Below are 18,099 nucleotides of genomic sequence, written 5' to 3'. Positions count from 1 at the left end.
GGCGCGGCTAGTCAACTTCCTCAACCACGCCACTGGACAATGTGGGAGCGGGCTTGCTCGCGAATGCGGTCTATCAGTAACGGATTCATTGACTGACCCACCGCTTTCGCGAGCAAGCCCGCTCCCACATTGGTTTGGTGTGAATGTTAGATGGGTGGCTGGGTCTGCTGCATCGAAGGGCGCTGGCTGACCTCGGCGTACCAGGCGGCAAGCTTGGGGTTATCGAGGCGCCATTGCAGGTCCGGATGGCGGAAATCCAGGTAACCCAAGGCACATGCCACACTGATCGCGGCAATATCGAAATGGCTGGTCAGCTCCGCAATCGCATCCGCTTCCAACTCGGCGACACTGCGGCGGATCTTGTTGCGCTGCTCGTCCAGCCACTGGTCCCAATGTTTCTCCTCCGGGCGCATGGCGGTCTCGTAGCGCACCAGTACGGCGGCATCCATGATGCCGTCGGCCATCGACGCCAGGGTCAGGCGGCGCCAGCGCGCCGAGCCGTCGCGGGGGATCAGCGGGTTGCCGACGTGCTGGTGGTCGAGGTAATCGAGGATCACCCGGCTGTCGTGCAGCACTGAACCGTCGGCCAGGCGCAGGGCCGGGATCTTGCCCACAGGGTTGCCTTGCAGCACGTGCTGGTCGGGCTGGATCGGCGTCGGCAGGGTGGCTTGCAAGGCCACGCGATCCTGCTGGCCGGTTTCGAGCAGCAGCACGCGGACTTTGCGCACGAAGGGGGAGGCGGGGTTGTGGAACAAGGTCATGGTGGACATGGGCATTCCTCAAGATGGGCAGGGGCTAGCCTAGAGGCATTCATGGTGTTTTTGAAGGCCCCTTCGCGAGCAAGCCCGCTCCCACATTTTGAATTGTGAACACCACCCAATGTGGGAGCTGGCTTGCCTGCGATAGCGCCCTTAGCCCCGCCGCCTAAACAACCCCCCTACACCAATCACAGCCGGCACCCCCAACCCCACCCAACTCAACGAATCCCACCACCCATCCCCCAGCAACGCCGCAAACAACCCCGCCGCACTGAGCACGCCAATCCCCAGCGGAATCGCAAACACCTTCCAGAAACTCGACTGTCTTGGCTTCATGTCTTACGCCTGACGATCCACAGATAAACCCCACTGCCCAACACGATGATGGTCAGCACATCCAGCACCGCCCACAAGATCTTCATCGGCATACCGCCATAGTCGCCAAAGTGCAGGGGCTGGGACATGCCCATGGCGTCCATGTACCACGGCCGTTCGGCGATGGCCGTGACGGCCAGGGTGCTGGCGTCGATCAGCACCGGCGTGAGCAGGTGTGACGTCAGGTGGGTGCTGCCTTTCATGAACACCGCATAGTGATGCTCACTGGAAAACCGCGTGCCGGGGAAGGCGATAAAGTCCGGCTGCATGCCGGGCGCGGCTTTGGCGGCGATGGTCAGCAGCTCGCTGGCCGGTGCGCGTTGGGTCAGCGGCGGCGCGTGTTTGTATGGCTCGATCATGGCGCTGAGGCTGTCCTGGCGCCAGGCGGCGATGATCAGGTCGGCGCAGGCGCTGATCACACCCGTGACACCCACCACCAACGCCCAGGTCAGGGTGACCGCGCCGAGCAGGTTGTGCAGGTCGAGCCAGCGCAAGCGTGTGGATTTGTCCTGGCGCACGGTGGCGAACTTCAGGCGACGCATGAACGGCAGGTACAACACCGTGCCCGAAATGATCGCCAGCACAAACAGAATGCCCATGAACGCCAGCAGCAACTTGCCCGGCAACCCGGCGAACATATCCACATGCAGGCGCAGCAGGAACAAAGTGAAGCCGCCATTCGCCGACGGCATCTCCACCGCATCACCGGTACGCGCATCCAGCATGAAGGTGTGGGACGAGTTGGGCTCGGTGCCGGCGGTGGCGGCCATGATTGCAATCACGCCGTTCGCGTCGTCTTCATCCCAGGCCAGGTACTGCATGGCTTCGCCGGGGCGATGGGCCTCGGCCTTGGCCACCAGTTGCTCCAGGTTGAGCTGCGGCGTATCGGCGGGCATTTGCGCCAGCTGCGGCTCGTTGCCCAGCAGGTGGTCGATCTCGTGGTGGAACACCAGCGGCAGGCCGGTGAGGGCAAGCAGCAGAAGGAACACCGTGCAGATCAGGCTGGTCCAGGTGTGGATGAAGGACCAGCGGCGGATGGTTTTGCTTTTCATTTTCCAGCCTTCAGACATGCCAAGGCCGCCCATTGGGCGGCCCGGTTGTTAACTCAGCCAATTACCACTGGTAGGTGGCGCTGGCGACGACGCTGCGTTGGTCGCCGAAGTAGCAGTAGTTGGCGTCACAGGTCGACAGGTAGTCCTTGTTGAACAGGTTGGTGGCGTTGAGCTTCACCGATGCGCCCTTGAGGGCGTTGTCCAGGCGGCCGAGGTCGTAATGCACCGAACCGTCGAACACGGTGTAGGCGTTGGCCTTGCCCAGCCAGGTGTTGGCCTGGTCGCCATAGGTGTTGCCGGTGTAGCGCGCGCCAAAGCCGATGCCGAAACCATCGAGTGGGCCGGTGTGCCAGGTGTAGTCAGTCCACAGCGAGGCTTGCTGGTTGGGCATCAAGGTCAGGCGGTTGCCTTTGTAGATGCCTTTTTGCACTTCGGACTTGGCCAGGGTGTAGGCCGCGATGACCTTGAGGTTCTCGGTCACGTCAGACACGGCTTCCAGCTCCAGGCCCTTGACCTTCACTTCGCCGGTCTGGCTGTTGATTTGCTGGTTGCCGGCGCCAAGGGTGGTCACCTGCACATTCTTCTGGGTCAGGTCGTAGACCGCCGCCGTCAGCAACGTGTTGGAGCCGGGCGGCTGGTACTTCACGCCCATTTCCCACTGCTTGCCTTCGGTCGGTTTAAACGTCTTGGACGCACTGGTATCGGCGTTGCTCGCCGGTTGGAACGATTCGGCGTAGGACAAGTATGGAACGAAGCCCGAATCGAACACGTAGCTCAGCGCAGCGTTGCCGCTGAAGTGTTTGACGCGGTCGGTGTTGGTCGCATCGCTGTCGTTGAAGTAAGTGGTGGCCTGATGCACCCAATCTTCACGTCCGCCCAGGGTCAGGCGCCATTTGTCCAAGGCCATCTGGTCCTGCACGTAGAGGCCGGTCTGCACGGTTTTCTGGTTGTAGTCGTAGTACGGCCGGACGTCGGTCGGGCGCACCGTCGGCGTGGTATTGATCGGGTTGAAGATGTTGATATCCGAGGCGGTACCGTAAATCGCGCGGTAGGACGTATCGGTACGCTGGTGATCCAGGCCCAGCAGCAAGGTGTGGGTCACGTCGCCGGTGGCGAAGTCGGCCTGGAAGTTGTTGTCCACCGCAAACTGGCCGATGTTCTCGTCCACGTTGGTGGTCGAACGGCTGATATTGCCGGCTGCATCAGCGGGTGAATAGGTGTAGGAACCCACGGTCAGTTGCTGGAATGACAATTCCGATTTGGTGTAGCGCAGGTTCTGCTTGAACTGCCACGTGTCATTGAAACGGTGCTCGAACGCGTAGCCCAGCGCGTAGTAGGTACGGTCATAGAACTCGTAGTCTGGGTCGCCAAGGTTCTTGTGATGGGACACTTCGCCCAGCGGCGATTTGATCTTGGTGCCCTGGATCGGCATGAACTGGCTGGTGGTGCCGGTATCGTCGCGGGTGAATTGCGAGAGAAAGGTCAGCTTGGTGTCGGGATCCATGTTCCAGGTCAGGCTGGGGGCGATGTTGTAACGCTTGTTGTCGATATGATCGACCTGGGTGCCGGCATCGCGTACCACGCCGCTGAGGCCGTAGAGGAACTGGCCTTCATCATCGATCTTGCCGGTGCTGGCGAAGTTGATCTGGCGGTAGTTGTCGCTGCCGTATTGCACTTGGACGGCATGGCTCGACTCTTCGCTGGGACGGCGGCTGACCATGTCCAACAGGCCGCCCGGTGGCGTCTGGCCGTACACCGACGACGCGGGGCCGCGCAGCAGGGCGAGGCGGTCGAGGTTCCAGGTTTCGGCCTTCGGGTTGGCGTAGACGCCGCGCGGCAGTGGCAGGCCGTCGAGGAACTGGGTCGGTTCGAAACCGCGCACGCGCATCCAGTCGTAGCGGGTGTCGCTGCCGTAGCTGGCGGAGACGATACCGGGCATGTATTTCACCGCGTCATCCAGGTTCTGCACGTTGCGGTCTTGCATCTGCTGGCGGGTGGCGACGGAGATCGAGCGCGGCGCTTCGACCAGCGCGGTGTCGGTTTTGGTGCCAGCGGCGGTGCGCGTTGCGACATAACCGTCCACCGGGCCCCAGGCGCTTTCAGTGCTGCCTTGGCCAATGATATTGGTCTCCGGCAGCGCCACCACACCCTCCGGGATTGCCACCAGCGTGTAAGTCCCGGCGCTGCTTTGCTCCAGCTGCAAGCCGGTGCCACGCAGGGCCTCGCGCAGGGCACCTGGTGCATCGAACTGGCCTTGGACCGGGGCCGAGGTCTTGCCGGCGGCGAGCGCTGGGTTGAGGGTCAGGGCCAGGCCTGCCTGGCTGGCGATCTGGTTCAAGGTACTCGCCAGGGGAGCCGCCGGCAGGTTGTAGGCGCGCACGCTGGTGGCCTGTTCGGCGGCGATCAGCGGGGTGCTGGCCAGCGGGGCGCTGAGGGCGATGGCCACGGCTAACAGGCTGGGGCGCAACAGGGTGTCTAGCGTGCGGGACATGGGGCGGCTCCTGAATGGAAATATTTCTCAATTGCCTAGGTGCCGAACGAGAATCGAAAAGTGATAGGGCTGGGTGTAAATATTTTTTTGGGGTGTTCTTGAGGGCCTCATCGCAGGCAAGCCAGCTCCCACATTTGATTTGTGAACACAGTCAAGTGTGGGAGCTGGCTTGCCTGCGATAGCAATCGCCCAGGCCCCACAGAACCTAAGGCTTGGCGCCGACAGTCACCCACCACGGCGTGTGCTGCTCGATCTGCACCGGCAACGTCGGCAGCAGCGCATTCAGCGCCAGGGTGGTGTCATGCAGCGGGAAGCTGCCGGTAATGCGCAGGTCCGCCACATGCTTATCCACACCCAGGTGCCCGGTGCGATAACGCGCCAGTTCCGCCACCACATCGCCCAGGCGCGCGTTGTCCACCACCAGCATGCCGCGCGTCCACGCATCGGTAGCGGGGGTGACGGCCAGCGTAGGGCCCAGGCCGTCGCTGCGCATCAGCACCTGCTGGCCTTCCTTGAAGATCTGTTCCTGCTGCAGCGCTTCGGGCTGGGCGCCGACGGCCGATTGCAGCACGCTCAAGCGCGTGGCGTCGTCTTCGCGCCTGACGATAAACCGCGTCCCCAGCGCCCGCAGGCTGCCGTTGCGGGTCTGCACATAGAACGGCCGCGCATCGTTGTGGCCGGTTTCGACGAGGATTTCGCCTTCCTGCAACACGATCAACCGGCGCTTTTCATCGAAGCGCACGTCGATGGCGCTGTGGGTGTTGAGGTTGATCAGGGTGCCGTCGGCCAGTTTTAGCGTGCGCTGCTCGCCGGTGGCGGTGCGCTGGTCGGCCAGCCAATAGTGGATCGGCACATAGCGTTCCCCGGCAAACAACGCCAGGCCAATCACCACGGCGATACTGGCCAAACCGCTGCCAAGCTTGCGCACCCGCTGACGAATGCCCTCGCGTGACTGCAATAAGGCTGCCCGTGCCGGGCCCGAGGCCGCGCTGAAACGCTGGTCGAGCATGCCCAGTTGGCGCCAGGCGCGGGTGTGTTCTTCGTCGCTGGCCAGCCATTTGTCGAATTCCTCGCGCTCAACCGGGCTGCCATCGCCCGAATCGAGGGACAGCTGCCAGGCAATCGCCGCATCCAGCACACGGGCCGACACCGGTTTGGAACTGATTACGCTCACAGCGGCTCGCCATACAGGGCGATGTAGCACTGGCGAATGCCCTGGGCCAGGTACTGGCGCACACGCGGCACCGACACGCCGAGGCGCTGGGCGATTTCGGCGTGGCCCAGGCCATCGAGGCGGTTATAGAGGAAGGCGGCGCGGGCCTTGCTCGACAGCTTGCCGAGCAGGCGGTCGATGGCCTTGAGGTCTTCGAGGATCAGTTGCTGCTCTTCCGGCGACGGGTGTTCGCTTTCCGGGATCAGCATCAGTTCGGTGAGGTAGGCCTGTTCCAGGGCGGCGCGGCGGAAGTAGTCGAACAGCAGGCCCTTGGCGATGGCCACCAGGAACGCCCGTGGTTCGCGGGGTTCGTGCAGCTCGTCACGGCCCAGCAGGCGCATGAAGGTGTCCTGGCTCAGGTCTTCGGCGCGGCTCGGGCAGGCCACGTTGCGTCGCAGCCAGGCCAACAGCCAGCCACGATGGTCGCGGTACAACGCGCCAACAAGCTCACTGTGTGGGTTCTGGATCGACGACAAGGCATCACCTGGCAAACAAAACGTTTAAACTAACGAGAATTATTCGCGATTGTGTCAGAGGCGTCGGGTGGGCGCAATTGGCGTCTGTCGGGTGGTGCTATTAAAACGATGGCGCTTGTTTACGCCGCTTCCATTGGCTCAAACGCTCGTGCAGCGCTTGCGGCGTGTCGATGTGCTGCTGCCGCGCGCGGCTGAACAGGATCAGCATCAGCTCGGCCGTGGCCAGGGCATCGGCGCTGGCGTGATGGCGTTCGCCCACGTGCAGGTTGAAGTGGTGGATCCAGTCGTCCAGCCCGGCTTCGCGGATATGCGCCTCTGGGCACAGCAGCGGGGCGATGTCGGCCACATCCAGGAACGGGTGAGCCAGGCGATAACCGAGGCTGTCCTTGAGCGCCCGGCACAGCATGTGTTGATCGAACGGTGCATGGAAGGCGAGCAGCGGGCTGTCGCCAACAAACGCCATGAAGTCCAACAGCGCTTCCACCGGATCGCTGCCGGCGGCAATCGCGCTGGGGCCGAGGCCGTGGATCAATACGCTGGGGCCGGGCTTGGCTTCGGCCCGTTGCAGGGTGCGCTCGAACATCTGCGAGAAATCCACCGCGCCGTCTTCGATTACCACTGCGCCGATGGATAGCACCTGGTCGCGGTTGAGGTTCAGGCCGCTGGTTTCCAGGTCCACGACCACCCAGCGCTGGCTGCGCAAGGGGCCCGTTCCCAGTGCGGCAGGCGTGGGCAACTGCGCCAGACGCTGTTGTTGCGGGGTGTCGAGCCGTGGTTTTTTCGCACGTAACCAACCGAATAGGCTCACAGCTGATACCGCAACGTCAGGCTGCTTTGCAGGCGCTGGGCCTGGCGCAGGGATTCGCGCAGGATGCGGCGGTCCAGGTGGTTGAGGCTGTCGGGGTCGACGCGGTTGGAGTACGGCTGGTTTTCCCGGGTCTGCAACTGGTGCTGCTGCATGCGGGTCTGCTGGATGAAGTGATAGGCCTCTTCATAGGCGGCGCCGTCCAGCGGCTCGATGACTTCCTTGACCACCAACTGGCGCAGGCGCTCCAGGGTGTTGTTGGCGTGGATGCCATTGGCCAGCGCCAGCAGGCGCGCACCGTCGACGAAGGGCGTGAGACCCTGCACCTTGAGGTCCAGCGTGGCCTTTTCGCTGCCTTTACGCGACAGCACAAACTCGCGAAAACGTCCTACGGGCGGGCGCTGGCGCAAGGCGTTCTCGGCGAGCATGCGCTGGAACAAGCGGTTATCGGCGACCTGATCGAGAATGCCCTGGCGCAGTTGCTCACAGCCGCGCTCATCGCCCCACACCACGCGCAGGTCGAAATAGATGCTGGAACCCAGCAGATTCTCCGGCGTGGCCTCGCGGATAAACGCCGCAAAACGCCGCGCCCATTCGCCCCGCGACAGGCACAGCTCAGGGTTGCCGGCCATGATATTGCCCTTGCACAGGCTGAACCCGCACAGCGCCAGGCTCTGGTTGATCTGCTGCGCCAGCGGCAACAGCAGGGCGCGGATCTGCGCGGCTTCGGCGGCGTCCTTGGCGTCGAACAGGATGCCGTTGTCCTGGTCGGTGTACAGCGTCTGCTCGCGGCGGCCTTCGCTGCCGAAACACAGCCAACTGAACGGCACGCCGGGATCGCCTTTTTCCGCCAGGGTCAGCTCGATCACTCGGCACACGGTGTGATCATTGAGCAGGGTAATGATGTGGGTGATCTGGGTGGACGACGCGCCGTGGGCCAGCATGCGCTCGACCAACTGGCCGATCTCGCCACGGATCGCCACCAGGTTTTCCACCCGGGGCGCGTTGCGGATGGTGCGGGCCAGGTGCACCAGGTCCACGCGTTGCAGGGAAAACAGATCGCGCTCGGACACCACGCCACACAGGCGCTGGTCCTTGACCAGGCAGACGTGGGCGATGTGCCGCTCGGTCATGGCAATGGCGGCGTCGAAGGCGCTGTGGTCCGGGGTCAGGTAGAACGGCGCCTGGGTCATGTGGTGCTCGATGGCCTGGTTGAAATCACTGGTGCCATCGGCCACCACCTGGCGCAGGTCGCGCAGGGTGAAAATCCCCAGGGGCGCCTTGTGTTCGTCAACGATCACAATGCTGCCGACCTGTTGCTCATGCATCAGCGTCACTGCCTCGCGCAGCGGTGTGGTCGGGCTGCACGTCACCGGATGGCGCATGGCCAACTCGCCGAGGCGGGTGTTCAGGGAGTATTGGGTGCCGAGGGTCTCCACGGCTTTTTGTTGGACTTGCTGGTTGACCTGGTCCAGCAGGCTGCTCACGCCGCGTAGGGCAAAGTCGCGAAACGGGCTGGAAAGGGCGAACAGCTTGATGAACGCCGGCTTGTTCAGCTGTAGGCAGAAGGTGTCTTCAGCGGCTTTATGCTCGGTACGGGTGGCGCGCTCGCCCAATAGCGCGGCGAGGGGGAAACATTCGCCGGTGGTGATTTCGAAGGTGGTCTCGGCCGAGTCTGGCCGTTCGCCGACCACACGGCCCTGCTTGACGATGTAAAAGTGTTCCACCGGCCCGCCCGACGGTTTGAGGATGCTCTCGCCGGGGCCGAAGAAGCGCAATTGGCACTGTTCCACCAGAAACGCCAAATGCGCGTTTTCCATCTGGTTGAACGGCGGGAAGCGTTGCAGGAACTGCAAGGTGCCGTGAATGTTCTGCAACACAGCAGTTTTCCCCGCCTGGGCGAAGGCATCAGCTTTACTCATAACAGTGACCGCAATTTTATTGTCGTTATCGTCCTGCATGGTCGGCTCCTGCGGGGCGGGTGCCCATTGGACGTAAGTCTAGGTCCCGGGAAACGCTGTAAACCTAGGGAAAAACCTTATATGAAGATTGTGCAAAACCCGTAGAACGCCCACTAGGCAAACTTTCCGACGAAGTGCACATTGTTCGCCCTTCCGCAGATGTCTGACGAGTGTGCTGGGAGATTGATGAGAACTGCTGAGAACCGTATGTCCGACCACGATATTTTGAGTGATGCCGAGCGCGAGGCGCTGAGCGCCGTGATGCTGGAGCCTGATTTACCGCCGCAACGGGTGTTGATCGTCGATGACGATAAGGACGCCCGTGAACTGCTGGCGGAAATCCTCGGGCTGGACGGTATTCGCTGCATGACCGCCGAGAGTGGCGAAGCGGCGTGGGCATTGTTGCAGTCCAGCGGTTCCATTGGCCTGCTCATCACCGACCTGCGCATGGCGCCCAGCAACGGTTTGGAGCTGATCCGCAAGGTGCGCGAGTCCACGCGGGCGGCGTTGCCGATCATCATCATGTCGGGGGACGCCGAAGCGCTGGATGTGATCGATGCGATGCATTTGAGTGTGGTGGATTTTTTGCTCAAGCCGATTGATAGCGTGAAGTTGGCGAAGATGGTGAAGCGGGAGTTGGGGATGGCGGCCTGATTTTTGTGGTGTATTTGCCGGCCTCTTCGCGAGCAAGCCCGCTCCCACATTTGACCGCGTATATCCTGTAGGAACTCGGTCGAATGTGGGAGCGGGCTTGCTCGCGAAAGCGTCAGCCCAGTCACCCCAAGCCCCAAAGAAAAAGCCCCGGTCTCTCGACCAGGGCTTTTTTCATTTACAGGCCATTCTTAGCCTTGAACTCCCGACGCCGACGGTGCAACACCGGCTCGGTATAGCCATTCGGCTGCTTGGTCCCTTCAATCACCAACTCCACCGCTGCCTGGAACGCGATGTTGCTGTCGAAATCCGGTGCCAGTGGGCGGTACAACTTATCCCCAGCGTTCTGACGGTCTACCACCGGCGCCATGCGCTTGAGGCTTTCCAGCACTTGGGCTTCGTTGACGATGCCGTGGCGCAGCCAGTTGGCGATGTGCTGGCTGGAGATACGCAGAGTGGCGCGGTCTTCCATCAGGCCGACATCGTTGATGTCCGGCACTTTCGAGCAGCCGACGCCCTGGTCGATCCAGCGCACCACGTAGCCAAGGATGCCCTGGGCGTTGTTGTCCAGCTCATTGCGGATTTCTTCGTCGGACCAATCGGTATTGGTCGCCAGAGGAATGGTCAGGATATCGTTCACCGACGCGCGTTCACGCGTGGCCAGTTCGGCCTGGCGGGCGAAGACGTCGACCTTGTGGTAGTGCAACGCGTGCAGCGCAGCGGCAGTCGGCGACGGGACCCAAGCGGTGTTGGCGCCGGCCAGTGGGTGGGCGATTTTCTGTTCGAGCATCGCCGCCATCAGGTCGGGCATCGCCCACATGCCTTTACCGATCTGCGCACGGCCTTGCAGGCCGGTGCTCAGGCCGATATCGACGTTCCAGTTTTCGTAGGCGCCGATCCATTTTTCCGCCTTCATTGCTGCCTTGCGCACCATCGCGCCGGCCTCCATGGAGGTGTGGATTTCGTCGCCGGTACGGTCGAGGAAGCCGGTGTTGATAAACACCACGCGCTCGCTGGCGGCCTTGATGCAGGCCTTGAGGTTGACCGTGGTGCGGCGCTCCTCGTCCATGATCCCGACTTTCAGGGTGTTGCGCGGCAGGTTCAGCACGTCTTCGATGCGGCCGAACAGCTCGTTGGTGAACGCGGCTTCTTCCGGGCCGTGCATCTTCGGTTTGACGATGTACACGGAGCCGGTGCGGCTGTTCTTGCGGCTGTTGTTGCCGTTGAGGCTGTGGGTCGCCGCCAGGCTGGTGACCAGGCCGTCGAGGATGCCTTCTGGCACTTCGTTGCCGTCTTTGTCGAGGATCGCGTCGATGGTCATCAGGTGACCAACGTTGCGCACGAACAGCAGGGAGCGGCCGTGCAGGGTCACGTCCTGGCCATTTACGCCGGTGTAGACGCGATCGGCGTTCATGGTGCGGGTGAAGGTCTTGCCGCCCTTGGCCACTTCTTCGGCCAGGTCGCCTTTCATCAGGCCGAGCCAGTTGCGGTAGATCACCACTTTGTCATCGGCATCGACGGCGGCGACGGAGTCTTCGCAGTCCATGATGGTGGTCAGCGCGGCTTCCATCAGCACGTCTTTGACGCCGGCGGCGTCGGTCTGGCCGACCGGGGTGCTGGCGTCGATCTGGATTTCGAAGTGCAGGCCGTTGTGTTTCAGCAGCACGGCGGTCGGTTGTGCCGCGTCGCCATGGAAGCCGATCAGTTGTGCGTCGTCGCGCAGGCCGCTGTTGCTGCCGCCCTTGAGGCTGACGATCAGTTTGCCGTCGACGATCTTGTAACCGGTGGAGTCGACGTGGCTGCCGGCGCTGAGCGGCGCCGCTTCGTCGAGGAAGGCGCGGGCGAAGGCAATCACCTTGTCGCCACGCACTTTGTTGTAGCCCTGGCCCTTTTCGGCGCCGTCGGCTTCGCTGATGGCATCGGTGCCATACAGCGCGTCATACAGCGAGCCCCAGCGCGCATTGGAGGCGTTGAGGGCGAAGCGCGCGTTCATCACCGGCACTACCAGCTGCGGGCCGGCCATGCGGGCAATCTCGTCGTCGACGTTTTGGGTCGTGGCCTGGAAATCTGCGACTTCTGGCAGCAGGTATCCGATGTCTTGCAGGAAGGCCTTGTAGGCCACCGCGTCGTGGGCCTGGCCGGCGTGGGTCTGGTGCCAGGTGTCGATGCGCGCCTGGAAATCGTCGCGTTTGGCGAGTAGGGCTTTGTTCTTCGGCGCCAGGTCATGGATGACCTTGTCGGCACCGGCCCAGAACTGGTCGGCAGTAATGCCGGTGCCGGGAATGGCTTCGTTGTTCACGAAGTCGAACAGGACTTTGGCGACCTGCAGGCCACCGACTTGAACGTGTTCAGTCATTGCTTGCCTCACTCTGCACAGCTTAAGCGCTTTTTAGATTTTCATTATGTAGTGCCAGGTTGCGCATACTACATGATGACTTGCGGTTGTGAAAATTAGACTAAATACGTCGTTTAGCGACCCACTTTGGTCGTACGGTCACAGCGGAGAACGGGATGTTCTCAAAAAACCATTGGATTGTTCCAGATAAATATAAAAATGGTACACGATTTGTTTTCGGTGGCTGCCGAGTCCACCTTGTAGATTGAATTCCAGAGGGCATCGCCATGGACCATCTTGTACTCACAATTATCGCCGCCGACAAACCCGGCCTGGTGGAACGCATCGCGCAGAACATCGCCGCCCATGGCGGCAACTGGCTGGAAAGCCGCATGGCCCATATGGCCGGGCAGTTTGCCGGGATCTTGCGGGTCAGTGTTCCCACAGAAAACCGTCAGGCCTTGGTGGGCGCGCTGGAGGACTTATCCACACACGGCATTCGTGTGCTGGTGGGTGAGGGCAGCAGCGGGCAGGCGAGCGCGTCCAAATCGATCATGATGACGCTGGTGGGCAATGACCGTTCAGGCATCGTGCGCGAGATCACCGCGCTGCTGAGCAAGCAAGGGGTGAACCTGGAGAGCCTGAGTACCGATGTACGCCCGGCGCCCATGAGCGGCGACCCGCTGTTTACCGCCGAGGCGCTGTTGCAGGTGCCCGCGGCGCTGTCCCTGGATACCTTGCAGTTATCCCTGGAAACCCTGGCCGATGACTTGATGGTGGAACTGCACCACGAGGAATAATCTGCCCACAAGGTTATGCATGAAAATCTTGCATGGGCCTGTGGATAACCTGTAGAGACCCGGCGCCAGGCCACGCCGGCCGGGCTTCTTCGCTGTTTGAGCAAAAAACGAGCAATTTCAAGCGCTTGTGCACAAATGGCGGGGATCAGGTTGTGGATAACCTTGGGGTGAATGTCTGCAAGCCACGGCCACTGTGGCTTGCAGAGGTTTGTACGTTATTTGATCAGCGTTTGCGCACGCTCAGCCAGGCATCCACGCTGTAGACCACCAGGCCGGCCCAGATAAACGCGAAGGCAATCAGCGTGCTCGGTGCCAGGTGTTCACCGAACAGCAGCACGGCTTCCAGCAGGACCAAGGTCGGCGCTACGTACTGTAAAAAGCCCAGTGCCGTGTAGGGCAAATGCCGTGCGGCGGCGTTGAAACACACCAATGGGATCAGCGTCACTGGACCAGCGGCCACCAGCCACCAGGCTTCGGACGTGCTCCAGAACTCTAGTTGTGCACTGTGGGCGGTCGGATTGAACAACAACCACGCCACGGCAATCGGTACCAGCATCCAGGTTTCCACCACCAGCCCGGGCAGTGCCTTGACCGGCGCCTGCTTGCGGATCAAACCGTAGAAACCGAAGGTAAGCGCCAGCACCAGCGACACCCACGGCAAGCTGCCCACTTGCCACACCTGTTGCGCCACACCCACCGCCGCCAGCGCGACCGCGGCCCACTGCAAACGCCGCAAGCGCTCGCCGAGGATCAGCATGCCCAGCAGCACATTCACCAACGGGTTGATGTAGTAACCCAGGCTCGCTTCCAGCATGCGCCCGCTGTTCACCGACCACACATAGGTCAGCCAGTTACCCGCAATCAACGAACCGCTGAGGGCCAGGATCGCCAGGCGCTTGGGGTTGTCGCGCAGTTCGCGAAACCAGCCGGGGTGTTTCCACACCAGCAGCAGCAAACCGCCGAACAGCGCGGACCACAACACGCGGTGCACGATGATTTCGGCGGCCGGGACGCTGGCGATGGCTTTGAAGTAGAGCGGGAACAGACCCCAGATGACATAGGCACTCAGGCCCAGGATGTAACCCTTGCGGGGGTTGGCGGCGTGCATTGCAGAATCCTTGCTTAGGCAGCTATCAAAGCGCGATTGTAAGGATATTTATCTGGTTGCGGGTGGTGCTTTTCTGTGGGAGCTGGCTTGCCTGCGATAGCGCTCGTTCAGACACATTCATGCTGAATGTGCCGCCGTCATCGCAGGCAAGCCCGCTCCCACAGGGGAGAGGGTGGGTCAGAAGAGTTTCAGCGGTTCTTCGTTGAGGGCTGACAGCTGCTCACGCAACGCCAACACCTGGTCGCCCCAGTAACGCTCACTGCCAAACCACGGGAAGCTGTGGGGGAACGCCGGGTCGTCCCAGCGTCGGGCCAGCCAGGCGCTGTAATGCATCAGGCGCAACGCGCGCAGCGGTTCGATCAGGGCCAATTCGCGCGGGTCGAAGTCGTGGAATTCCTGGTAGCCGTCCATCAATTCCGACAACTGCCCCAGGCATTCCTGACGGTCACCGGCGAGCATCATCCACAGGTCCTGCACCGCTGGGCCCATGCGGCAGTCATCCAGATCGACGATATGGAACATCTCGTCGCGGCACATCATGTTGCCGGGGTGGCAATCGCCGTGCATGCGGATGTTCTTGTGCGGCGTGGCCTTGTACACCTCTTCCACGCGCTTGAGCAGGTCGCGGGCCACGGACTCGTAGGCCGGCAGCAGGCTCTTGGGGATGAAGTTGCCTTCGAGCAGGGTGTTGAGGGAGTCGTGGCCGAAGTTCTTCACACCCAAGGCTTCACGGTGTTCGAACGGGCGGGTGGAACCCACCGCATGCAAACGGCCCAGCAGTTGCCCGAGGCGATAGAGCTGGTCGAGATTGCCCGGCTCCGGCGCACGACCACCACGGCGGGGGAACAGGGTGAAACGGAAACCTTCGTGTTCGAACAGGCTTTCGCCGTTGTGGATCAGCGGCGCGACCACCGGCACTTCGCATTCCGCCAGTTCGAAGGTGAAGCGGTGTTCTTCCAGGATCGCTTCGTTGGTCCAGCGCTGCGGGCGATAGAACTTGGCGATCAGCGGTTCGGAGTCTTCGATGCCCACCTGGTAAACACGGTTTTCGTAGCTGTTGAGCGCCAATACGCGCGCATCGCTGAGGAAACCGATGCTTTCGACCGCGTCGAGGACCAGGTCGGGGGTGAGTGTTTCAAACGGATGGGCCATGCGAACTCCTGCGCGCAGCAGGGCGCCGCGTCCGGCCGGGTATGGTAACAGTGATAGGTGGTGACTGTGGTGACGCCTTCGCGAGCAAGCCCGCTCCCACATTCGACCGCATTCTCATGCTGGAACTCGGTCAACTGTGGGAGCGGGCTTGCTCGCGAAGAGGCCCTATCAGGCGCCGACTATCCCACCATCATCCCGCCGAATCGCCATCACCGACGAGCGCGGCTTGCCATTCGGCAAATGCTCCGGCCACGTCGAGCCGCCGGTTTCCCCTGGATGCTGGATCCCTACAAACAGTGTCTTCTGATCCGGCGAGAAGCTGATGCCTGTCACCTCACACGCCACCGGTCCGACCATGAAGCGGCGGATTTCCCCAGTGGCCGGATCGGCACACAGCATCTGGTTATTGCCCATGCCGGCGAAATCGCCTGCGTTGCTGTAGTCGCCGTCTGTAAGAATCCACAAGCGCCCGGCCTTGTCGAAACCCAGGCCATCAGGGCTGTTGAACATGTTCTGCGGGTTGATATTTGACGAGCCACCTTTCGGCGTACCGGCATGCACGCCGGGGTTGCCGGCCACGACAAACAGGTCCCAGGTGAACGTGTGGGCGCCGTGGTTATCAGCGTCGGCCTTCCAGCGCAGGATCTGGCCGTAGACGTTTTTCTCCCGTGGGTTGGGCCCGCCCACCGGCTGGCCGTCTTCGCCGCGCTTGGCGTTGTTGGTCAGGGTGCAATAGACCTGGCCGTCGGTGGGGCTGACCACGATCCATTCCGGGCGGTCCATGCGCGTGGCTTTCACCACGCTGGCGGCGAGGCGCGCGTGGATCAGCACCTCGGCCTGGCTGGCGAAACCGGTGCTGGCGTCGATGCCGTTCTTGCCAAGGGTCAGCTCGACCCATTGGCCGGTGCCCTTCGGGTGGTCAGCGTTGCCGTCGCCGGCGTCGAAGATCGCCACATACAAGGTGCCGTGGTCCAGCAGGTCTTTGTTGGCCTTGGGGTTTTTGTGGTTGATCTTGTCGCGGCTGACGAACTTGTAGATGAACTCACCGCGTTCGTCGTCGCCCATGTACACCACGGCGCGGCCGTCGGGGGTTTCGGCCAGCGCCGCGTTTTCGTGCTTGAAGCGGCCGAGGGCGGTGCGCTTGACCGGGGTGGACTTTGGATCGAACGGATCGATTTCCACTACCCAGCCGTGGCGATTGAGTTCGTTGGGATTCTTGGCGATGTCGAAGCGCGAGTCGTGTTGATGCCAGTTGATCTCTTTGCTGGCGGCCACCGCGCCGTAGCGCTTTTGCCCGGCGTCGAAGGTTTGTTGTGGGTTGCTGCTGCCGAAGCAGTCGGTGAAGTTCTCTTCACAGGTCAGATAAGTGCCCCATGGCGTCTTGCCGTTGGCGCAGTTCTGAAAGGTGCCGAGGGCTTTGGTGCCGGTTTTGTCGGCGGCTGTTTTCAGCCAGGCGTGGCCAGCCGCGGGGCCGCCCAAGCGGATCGGCGAGTTGCCGTGGATGCGCCGGTTATAGCGCGAGTCCTGGACGAACTGCCAGGTGTCGCCCTGGCGCCGCACTTCAATCACCGACACCCCTTCGCTGGCCAGGGCCTTGCGCACTTCTTCGGCCGATTGCGGCGCGCCACCATGGGCGAAGAGGTAGCGGTAGTTGGTGTATTCGTTGTTGATCGCCATGAGCGCGCGGTTGTCGTCGCCGGGGAAGGCGAACAGGCTCATGCCGTCGTTGTGGTCACCGAATTGCTGTTCCTGGGCTGCGGCCGTGCCGTTGCCGGACGGGTCGAAGGCCGGTGCCGTCTTGCTCAGCGGTTGGCCCCAGCTGATCAGTACCGAAGCGCTGTAGCCGGGCGGCAAGGTAATGGCGTCGCTGGTGGCGGCGGCGATGCTGGTGAAACCCAGCAACGGGCTCGCGGAAGCGGCGTTGACGGCGAGTGCGCTGCGGCTCAGCAGGTTGCCGCCGAGGAACATCGCTGCCCCGCACAGGGCGCCGGCGCCGATAAAGCGGCGGCGGGTGAGGCCGACCATCTGTTCAAGGTCGGTGGCTTGGTTTTCTTCTAATAGGCTCATCTCAGGCTCCCTGCGGTTTTTGCAGACACCTTAAGGAGCGCGCGTGACGAAATTGTTGCAGTTTGACGGCGGGCGTTGCCTAGACCGGCGTGCCGAGCAACACATTGCTCGGGGCGAATTGCACCTGGATCGCCTGGCCCTCGGCTACGCCCAGGGCCTTGAGCGCGTCAGGCTGCGCCAGGGCGCATAAAACCTGGCCATTAGGCAGGGCGATGCGCACTTCGCTGGGGCCGTCGTCGGCGGCGAGAACTGTCTCGATCGTGCCACCCATGCAATTGTGTCCAGGTGTTGCAGCAGCGCCGGGAGCCAGCAATTCCAGCCAGCCGGCCTTGATCATGGCAACCACTTCCACGCCGGTCTCCAGCTCCAGGCGCTGGGTGCTGTCGTGGGTGATCTGCGCTTGCAGCGTCAGACCGCCGGCCAGTTGCAGGCGGATCAGGTCATTGCGGCCATGGCTTTCAATCGCCATGACTTGACCGTGCAGCTGGTTGCGCGCGCTGGTGCGCAGCATCAGGCGGCCGAGCAGATTGAAGTCGCTGGCGGCCTCATCCGAACCGAGCAGTTCGGCCTGCAACACTTGCAGGCGCTGGTACAGACGCAACACCCGCTCACCTTCAGCCGTCAGCTTGGCACCGCCGCCGCCCTTGCCGCCGACGCTGCGTTCCACCAGGGGCTTTTGCGCGAGGTTATTCAGTTCGTCGATGGCGTCCCAGGCGGCCTTGTAACTCAAGCCGGCGCTTTTTGCCGCGCGGGTGATCGAGCCCTGTTCGGCGATATGCCCCAGCAAGGCAATGCGCTGGGGGCGACGGATGATGTGTTGGCTGAGGGAGGCTGGCAGAGACATGGCGACACGCT

At 62.3% G+C, this 18,099-nt stretch carries 15 protein-coding genes; 2 read left to right on the top strand and 13 right to left on the bottom strand.

Going from position 1 to position 18,099, the window contains the following annotated elements; genetic code table 11:
* Positions 1-146 precede the first annotated feature (146 nt).
* From DBR46_RS17385 to DBR46_RS17350, 8 genes are all read right to left on the bottom strand, one after another.
* Positions 147-776, bottom strand: coding sequence for a glutathione S-transferase family protein (locus tag DBR46_RS17385; protein ID WP_124527175.1), 630 nt, complete (start codon positions 774-776; stop codon positions 147-149).
* Positions 777-911: 135 nt separating this feature from the next.
* A complete protein-coding gene (locus DBR46_RS17380; RefSeq protein WP_124527174.1) occupies positions 912-1,094 on the bottom strand; it encodes a hypothetical protein in 183 nt (60 codons plus the stop codon).
* Positions 1,091-2,185, bottom strand: coding sequence for a PepSY domain-containing protein (locus DBR46_RS17375; protein ID WP_124527173.1), 1,095 nt, complete (start codon positions 2,183-2,185; stop codon positions 1,091-1,093). Before DBR46_RS17375 ends, DBR46_RS17380 begins: the two co-directional genes overlap by 4 nt.
* Positions 2,186-2,246: 61 nt before the next feature.
* Complete coding sequence (locus DBR46_RS17370) at positions 2,247-4,676, bottom strand: TonB-dependent siderophore receptor (RefSeq protein ID WP_124527172.1); 2,430 nt, start codon at positions 4,674-4,676, stop codon at positions 2,247-2,249.
* Positions 4,677-4,881: 205 nt separating this feature from the next.
* Positions 4,882-5,850 (bottom strand): FecR domain-containing protein, encoded by a 969-nt coding sequence (locus DBR46_RS17365; protein WP_124527171.1) that lies wholly within the window; start codon positions 5,848-5,850, stop codon positions 4,882-4,884.
* Entirely contained in the window at positions 5,847-6,365 is a 519-nt protein-coding gene (locus DBR46_RS17360; RefSeq protein ID WP_124527170.1) for an RNA polymerase sigma factor, read from the bottom strand. Before DBR46_RS17360 ends, DBR46_RS17365 begins: the two co-directional genes overlap by 4 nt.
* Before the next feature lie 100 nt (positions 6,366-6,465).
* Positions 6,466-7,173, bottom strand: coding sequence for a PolC-type DNA polymerase III (locus tag DBR46_RS17355; RefSeq protein ID WP_124527169.1), 708 nt, complete (start codon positions 7,171-7,173; stop codon positions 6,466-6,468).
* Positions 7,170-9,092 carry a putative nucleotidyltransferase substrate binding domain-containing protein gene (locus tag DBR46_RS17350; RefSeq protein WP_177414081.1) on the bottom strand — a complete coding sequence of 641 codons (1,923 nt, stop codon included), beginning with the start codon at positions 9,090-9,092 and terminating at the stop codon, positions 7,170-7,172. Before DBR46_RS17350 ends, DBR46_RS17355 begins: the two co-directional genes overlap by 4 nt.
* A 246-nt stretch (positions 9,093-9,338) precedes the next feature.
* Here DBR46_RS17350 and DBR46_RS17345 point away from each other — a divergent pair, with 246 nt between their 5' ends.
* Complete coding sequence (locus DBR46_RS17345) at positions 9,339-9,785, top strand: response regulator (RefSeq protein ID WP_017738467.1); 447 nt, start codon at positions 9,339-9,341, stop codon at positions 9,783-9,785.
* Positions 9,786-9,960: 175 nt separating this feature from the next.
* On the opposite strand, the gene DBR46_RS17340 is transcribed toward DBR46_RS17345, so the two are convergent.
* The gene (locus DBR46_RS17340) at positions 9,961-12,138 is read right to left on the bottom strand and encodes a malate synthase G (protein WP_124527167.1); all 2,178 of its coding nucleotides are present in this window, start codon (positions 12,136-12,138) and stop codon (positions 9,961-9,963) included.
* Between the two features lie 266 nt (positions 12,139-12,404).
* Between DBR46_RS17340 and DBR46_RS17335 the strand changes: the two genes are divergently transcribed.
* A complete protein-coding gene (locus DBR46_RS17335; protein WP_124527166.1) occupies positions 12,405-12,917 on the top strand; it encodes a glycine cleavage system protein R in 513 nt (170 codons plus the stop codon).
* Between the two features lie 223 nt (positions 12,918-13,140).
* On the opposite strand, the gene rarD is transcribed toward DBR46_RS17335, so the two are convergent.
* The 4 genes from rarD to DBR46_RS17315 form a co-directional block, all read right to left on the bottom strand.
* Positions 13,141-14,025, bottom strand: coding sequence for an EamA family transporter RarD (gene rarD / locus DBR46_RS17330; protein ID WP_124527165.1), 885 nt, complete (start codon positions 14,023-14,025; stop codon positions 13,141-13,143).
* A gap of 177 nt (positions 14,026-14,202) precedes the next feature.
* Positions 14,203-15,177 carry a serine/threonine protein kinase gene (locus tag DBR46_RS17325; RefSeq protein WP_124527164.1) on the bottom strand — a complete coding sequence of 325 codons (975 nt, stop codon included), beginning with the start codon at positions 15,175-15,177 and terminating at the stop codon, positions 14,203-14,205.
* A gap of 168 nt (positions 15,178-15,345) precedes the next feature.
* On the bottom strand, positions 15,346-17,244 hold the full coding sequence (locus DBR46_RS17320) for a PhoX family phosphatase (protein ID WP_124527163.1): 1,899 nt from the start codon (positions 17,242-17,244) through the stop codon (positions 15,346-15,348).
* Between the two features lie 79 nt (positions 17,245-17,323).
* Positions 17,324-18,088 (bottom strand): TOBE domain-containing protein, encoded by a 765-nt coding sequence (locus DBR46_RS17315; RefSeq protein WP_124527162.1) that lies wholly within the window; start codon positions 18,086-18,088, stop codon positions 17,324-17,326.
* Positions 18,089-18,099: the final 11 nt, after the last annotated feature.

The organism is Pseudomonas sp. KBW05, assembly GCF_003852405.1.
GTDB lineage: Bacteria > Pseudomonadota > Gammaproteobacteria > Pseudomonadales > Pseudomonadaceae > Aquipseudomonas.
Note: the sequence above shows the minus strand (reverse complement) of the source record. Positions and strands in the feature narration are given on the sequence as shown.

Coding starts and splice junctions, on each gene's coding strand:
- DBR46_RS17375 (WP_124527173.1), bottom strand. CDS start 2,185: ATGAAAAGCAAAACCATCCGCCGCTGGTCCTTCATCCACACCTGGACC.
- DBR46_RS17380 (WP_124527174.1), bottom strand. CDS start 1,094: ATGAAGCCAAGACAGTCGAGTTTCTGGAAGGTGTTTGCGATTCCGCTG.
- DBR46_RS17325 (WP_124527164.1), bottom strand. CDS start 15,177: ATGGCCCATCCGTTTGAAACACTCACCCCCGACCTGGTCCTCGACGCG.
- DBR46_RS17315 (WP_124527162.1), bottom strand. CDS start 18,088: ATGTCTCTGCCAGCCTCCCTCAGCCAACACATCATCCGTCGCCCCCAG.
- DBR46_RS17385 (WP_124527175.1), bottom strand. CDS start 776: ATGCCCATGTCCACCATGACCTTGTTCCACAACCCCGCCTCCCCCTTC.
- DBR46_RS17370 (WP_124527172.1), bottom strand. CDS start 4,676: ATGTCCCGCACGCTAGACACCCTGTTGCGCCCCAGCCTGTTAGCCGTG.
- DBR46_RS17345 (WP_017738467.1), top strand. CDS start 9,339: ATGTCCGACCACGATATTTTGAGTGATGCCGAGCGCGAGGCGCTGAGC.
- DBR46_RS17340 (WP_124527167.1), bottom strand. CDS start 12,138: ATGACTGAACACGTTCAAGTCGGTGGCCTGCAGGTCGCCAAAGTCCTG.
- DBR46_RS17350 (WP_177414081.1), bottom strand. CDS start 9,092: ATGAGTAAAGCTGATGCCTTCGCCCAGGCGGGGAAAACTGCTGTGTTG.
- DBR46_RS17320 (WP_124527163.1), bottom strand. CDS start 17,244: ATGAGCCTATTAGAAGAAAACCAAGCCACCGACCTTGAACAGATGGTC.
- DBR46_RS17335 (WP_124527166.1), top strand. CDS start 12,405: ATGGACCATCTTGTACTCACAATTATCGCCGCCGACAAACCCGGCCTG.
- rarD (WP_124527165.1), bottom strand. CDS start 14,025: ATGCACGCCGCCAACCCCCGCAAGGGTTACATCCTGGGCCTGAGTGCC.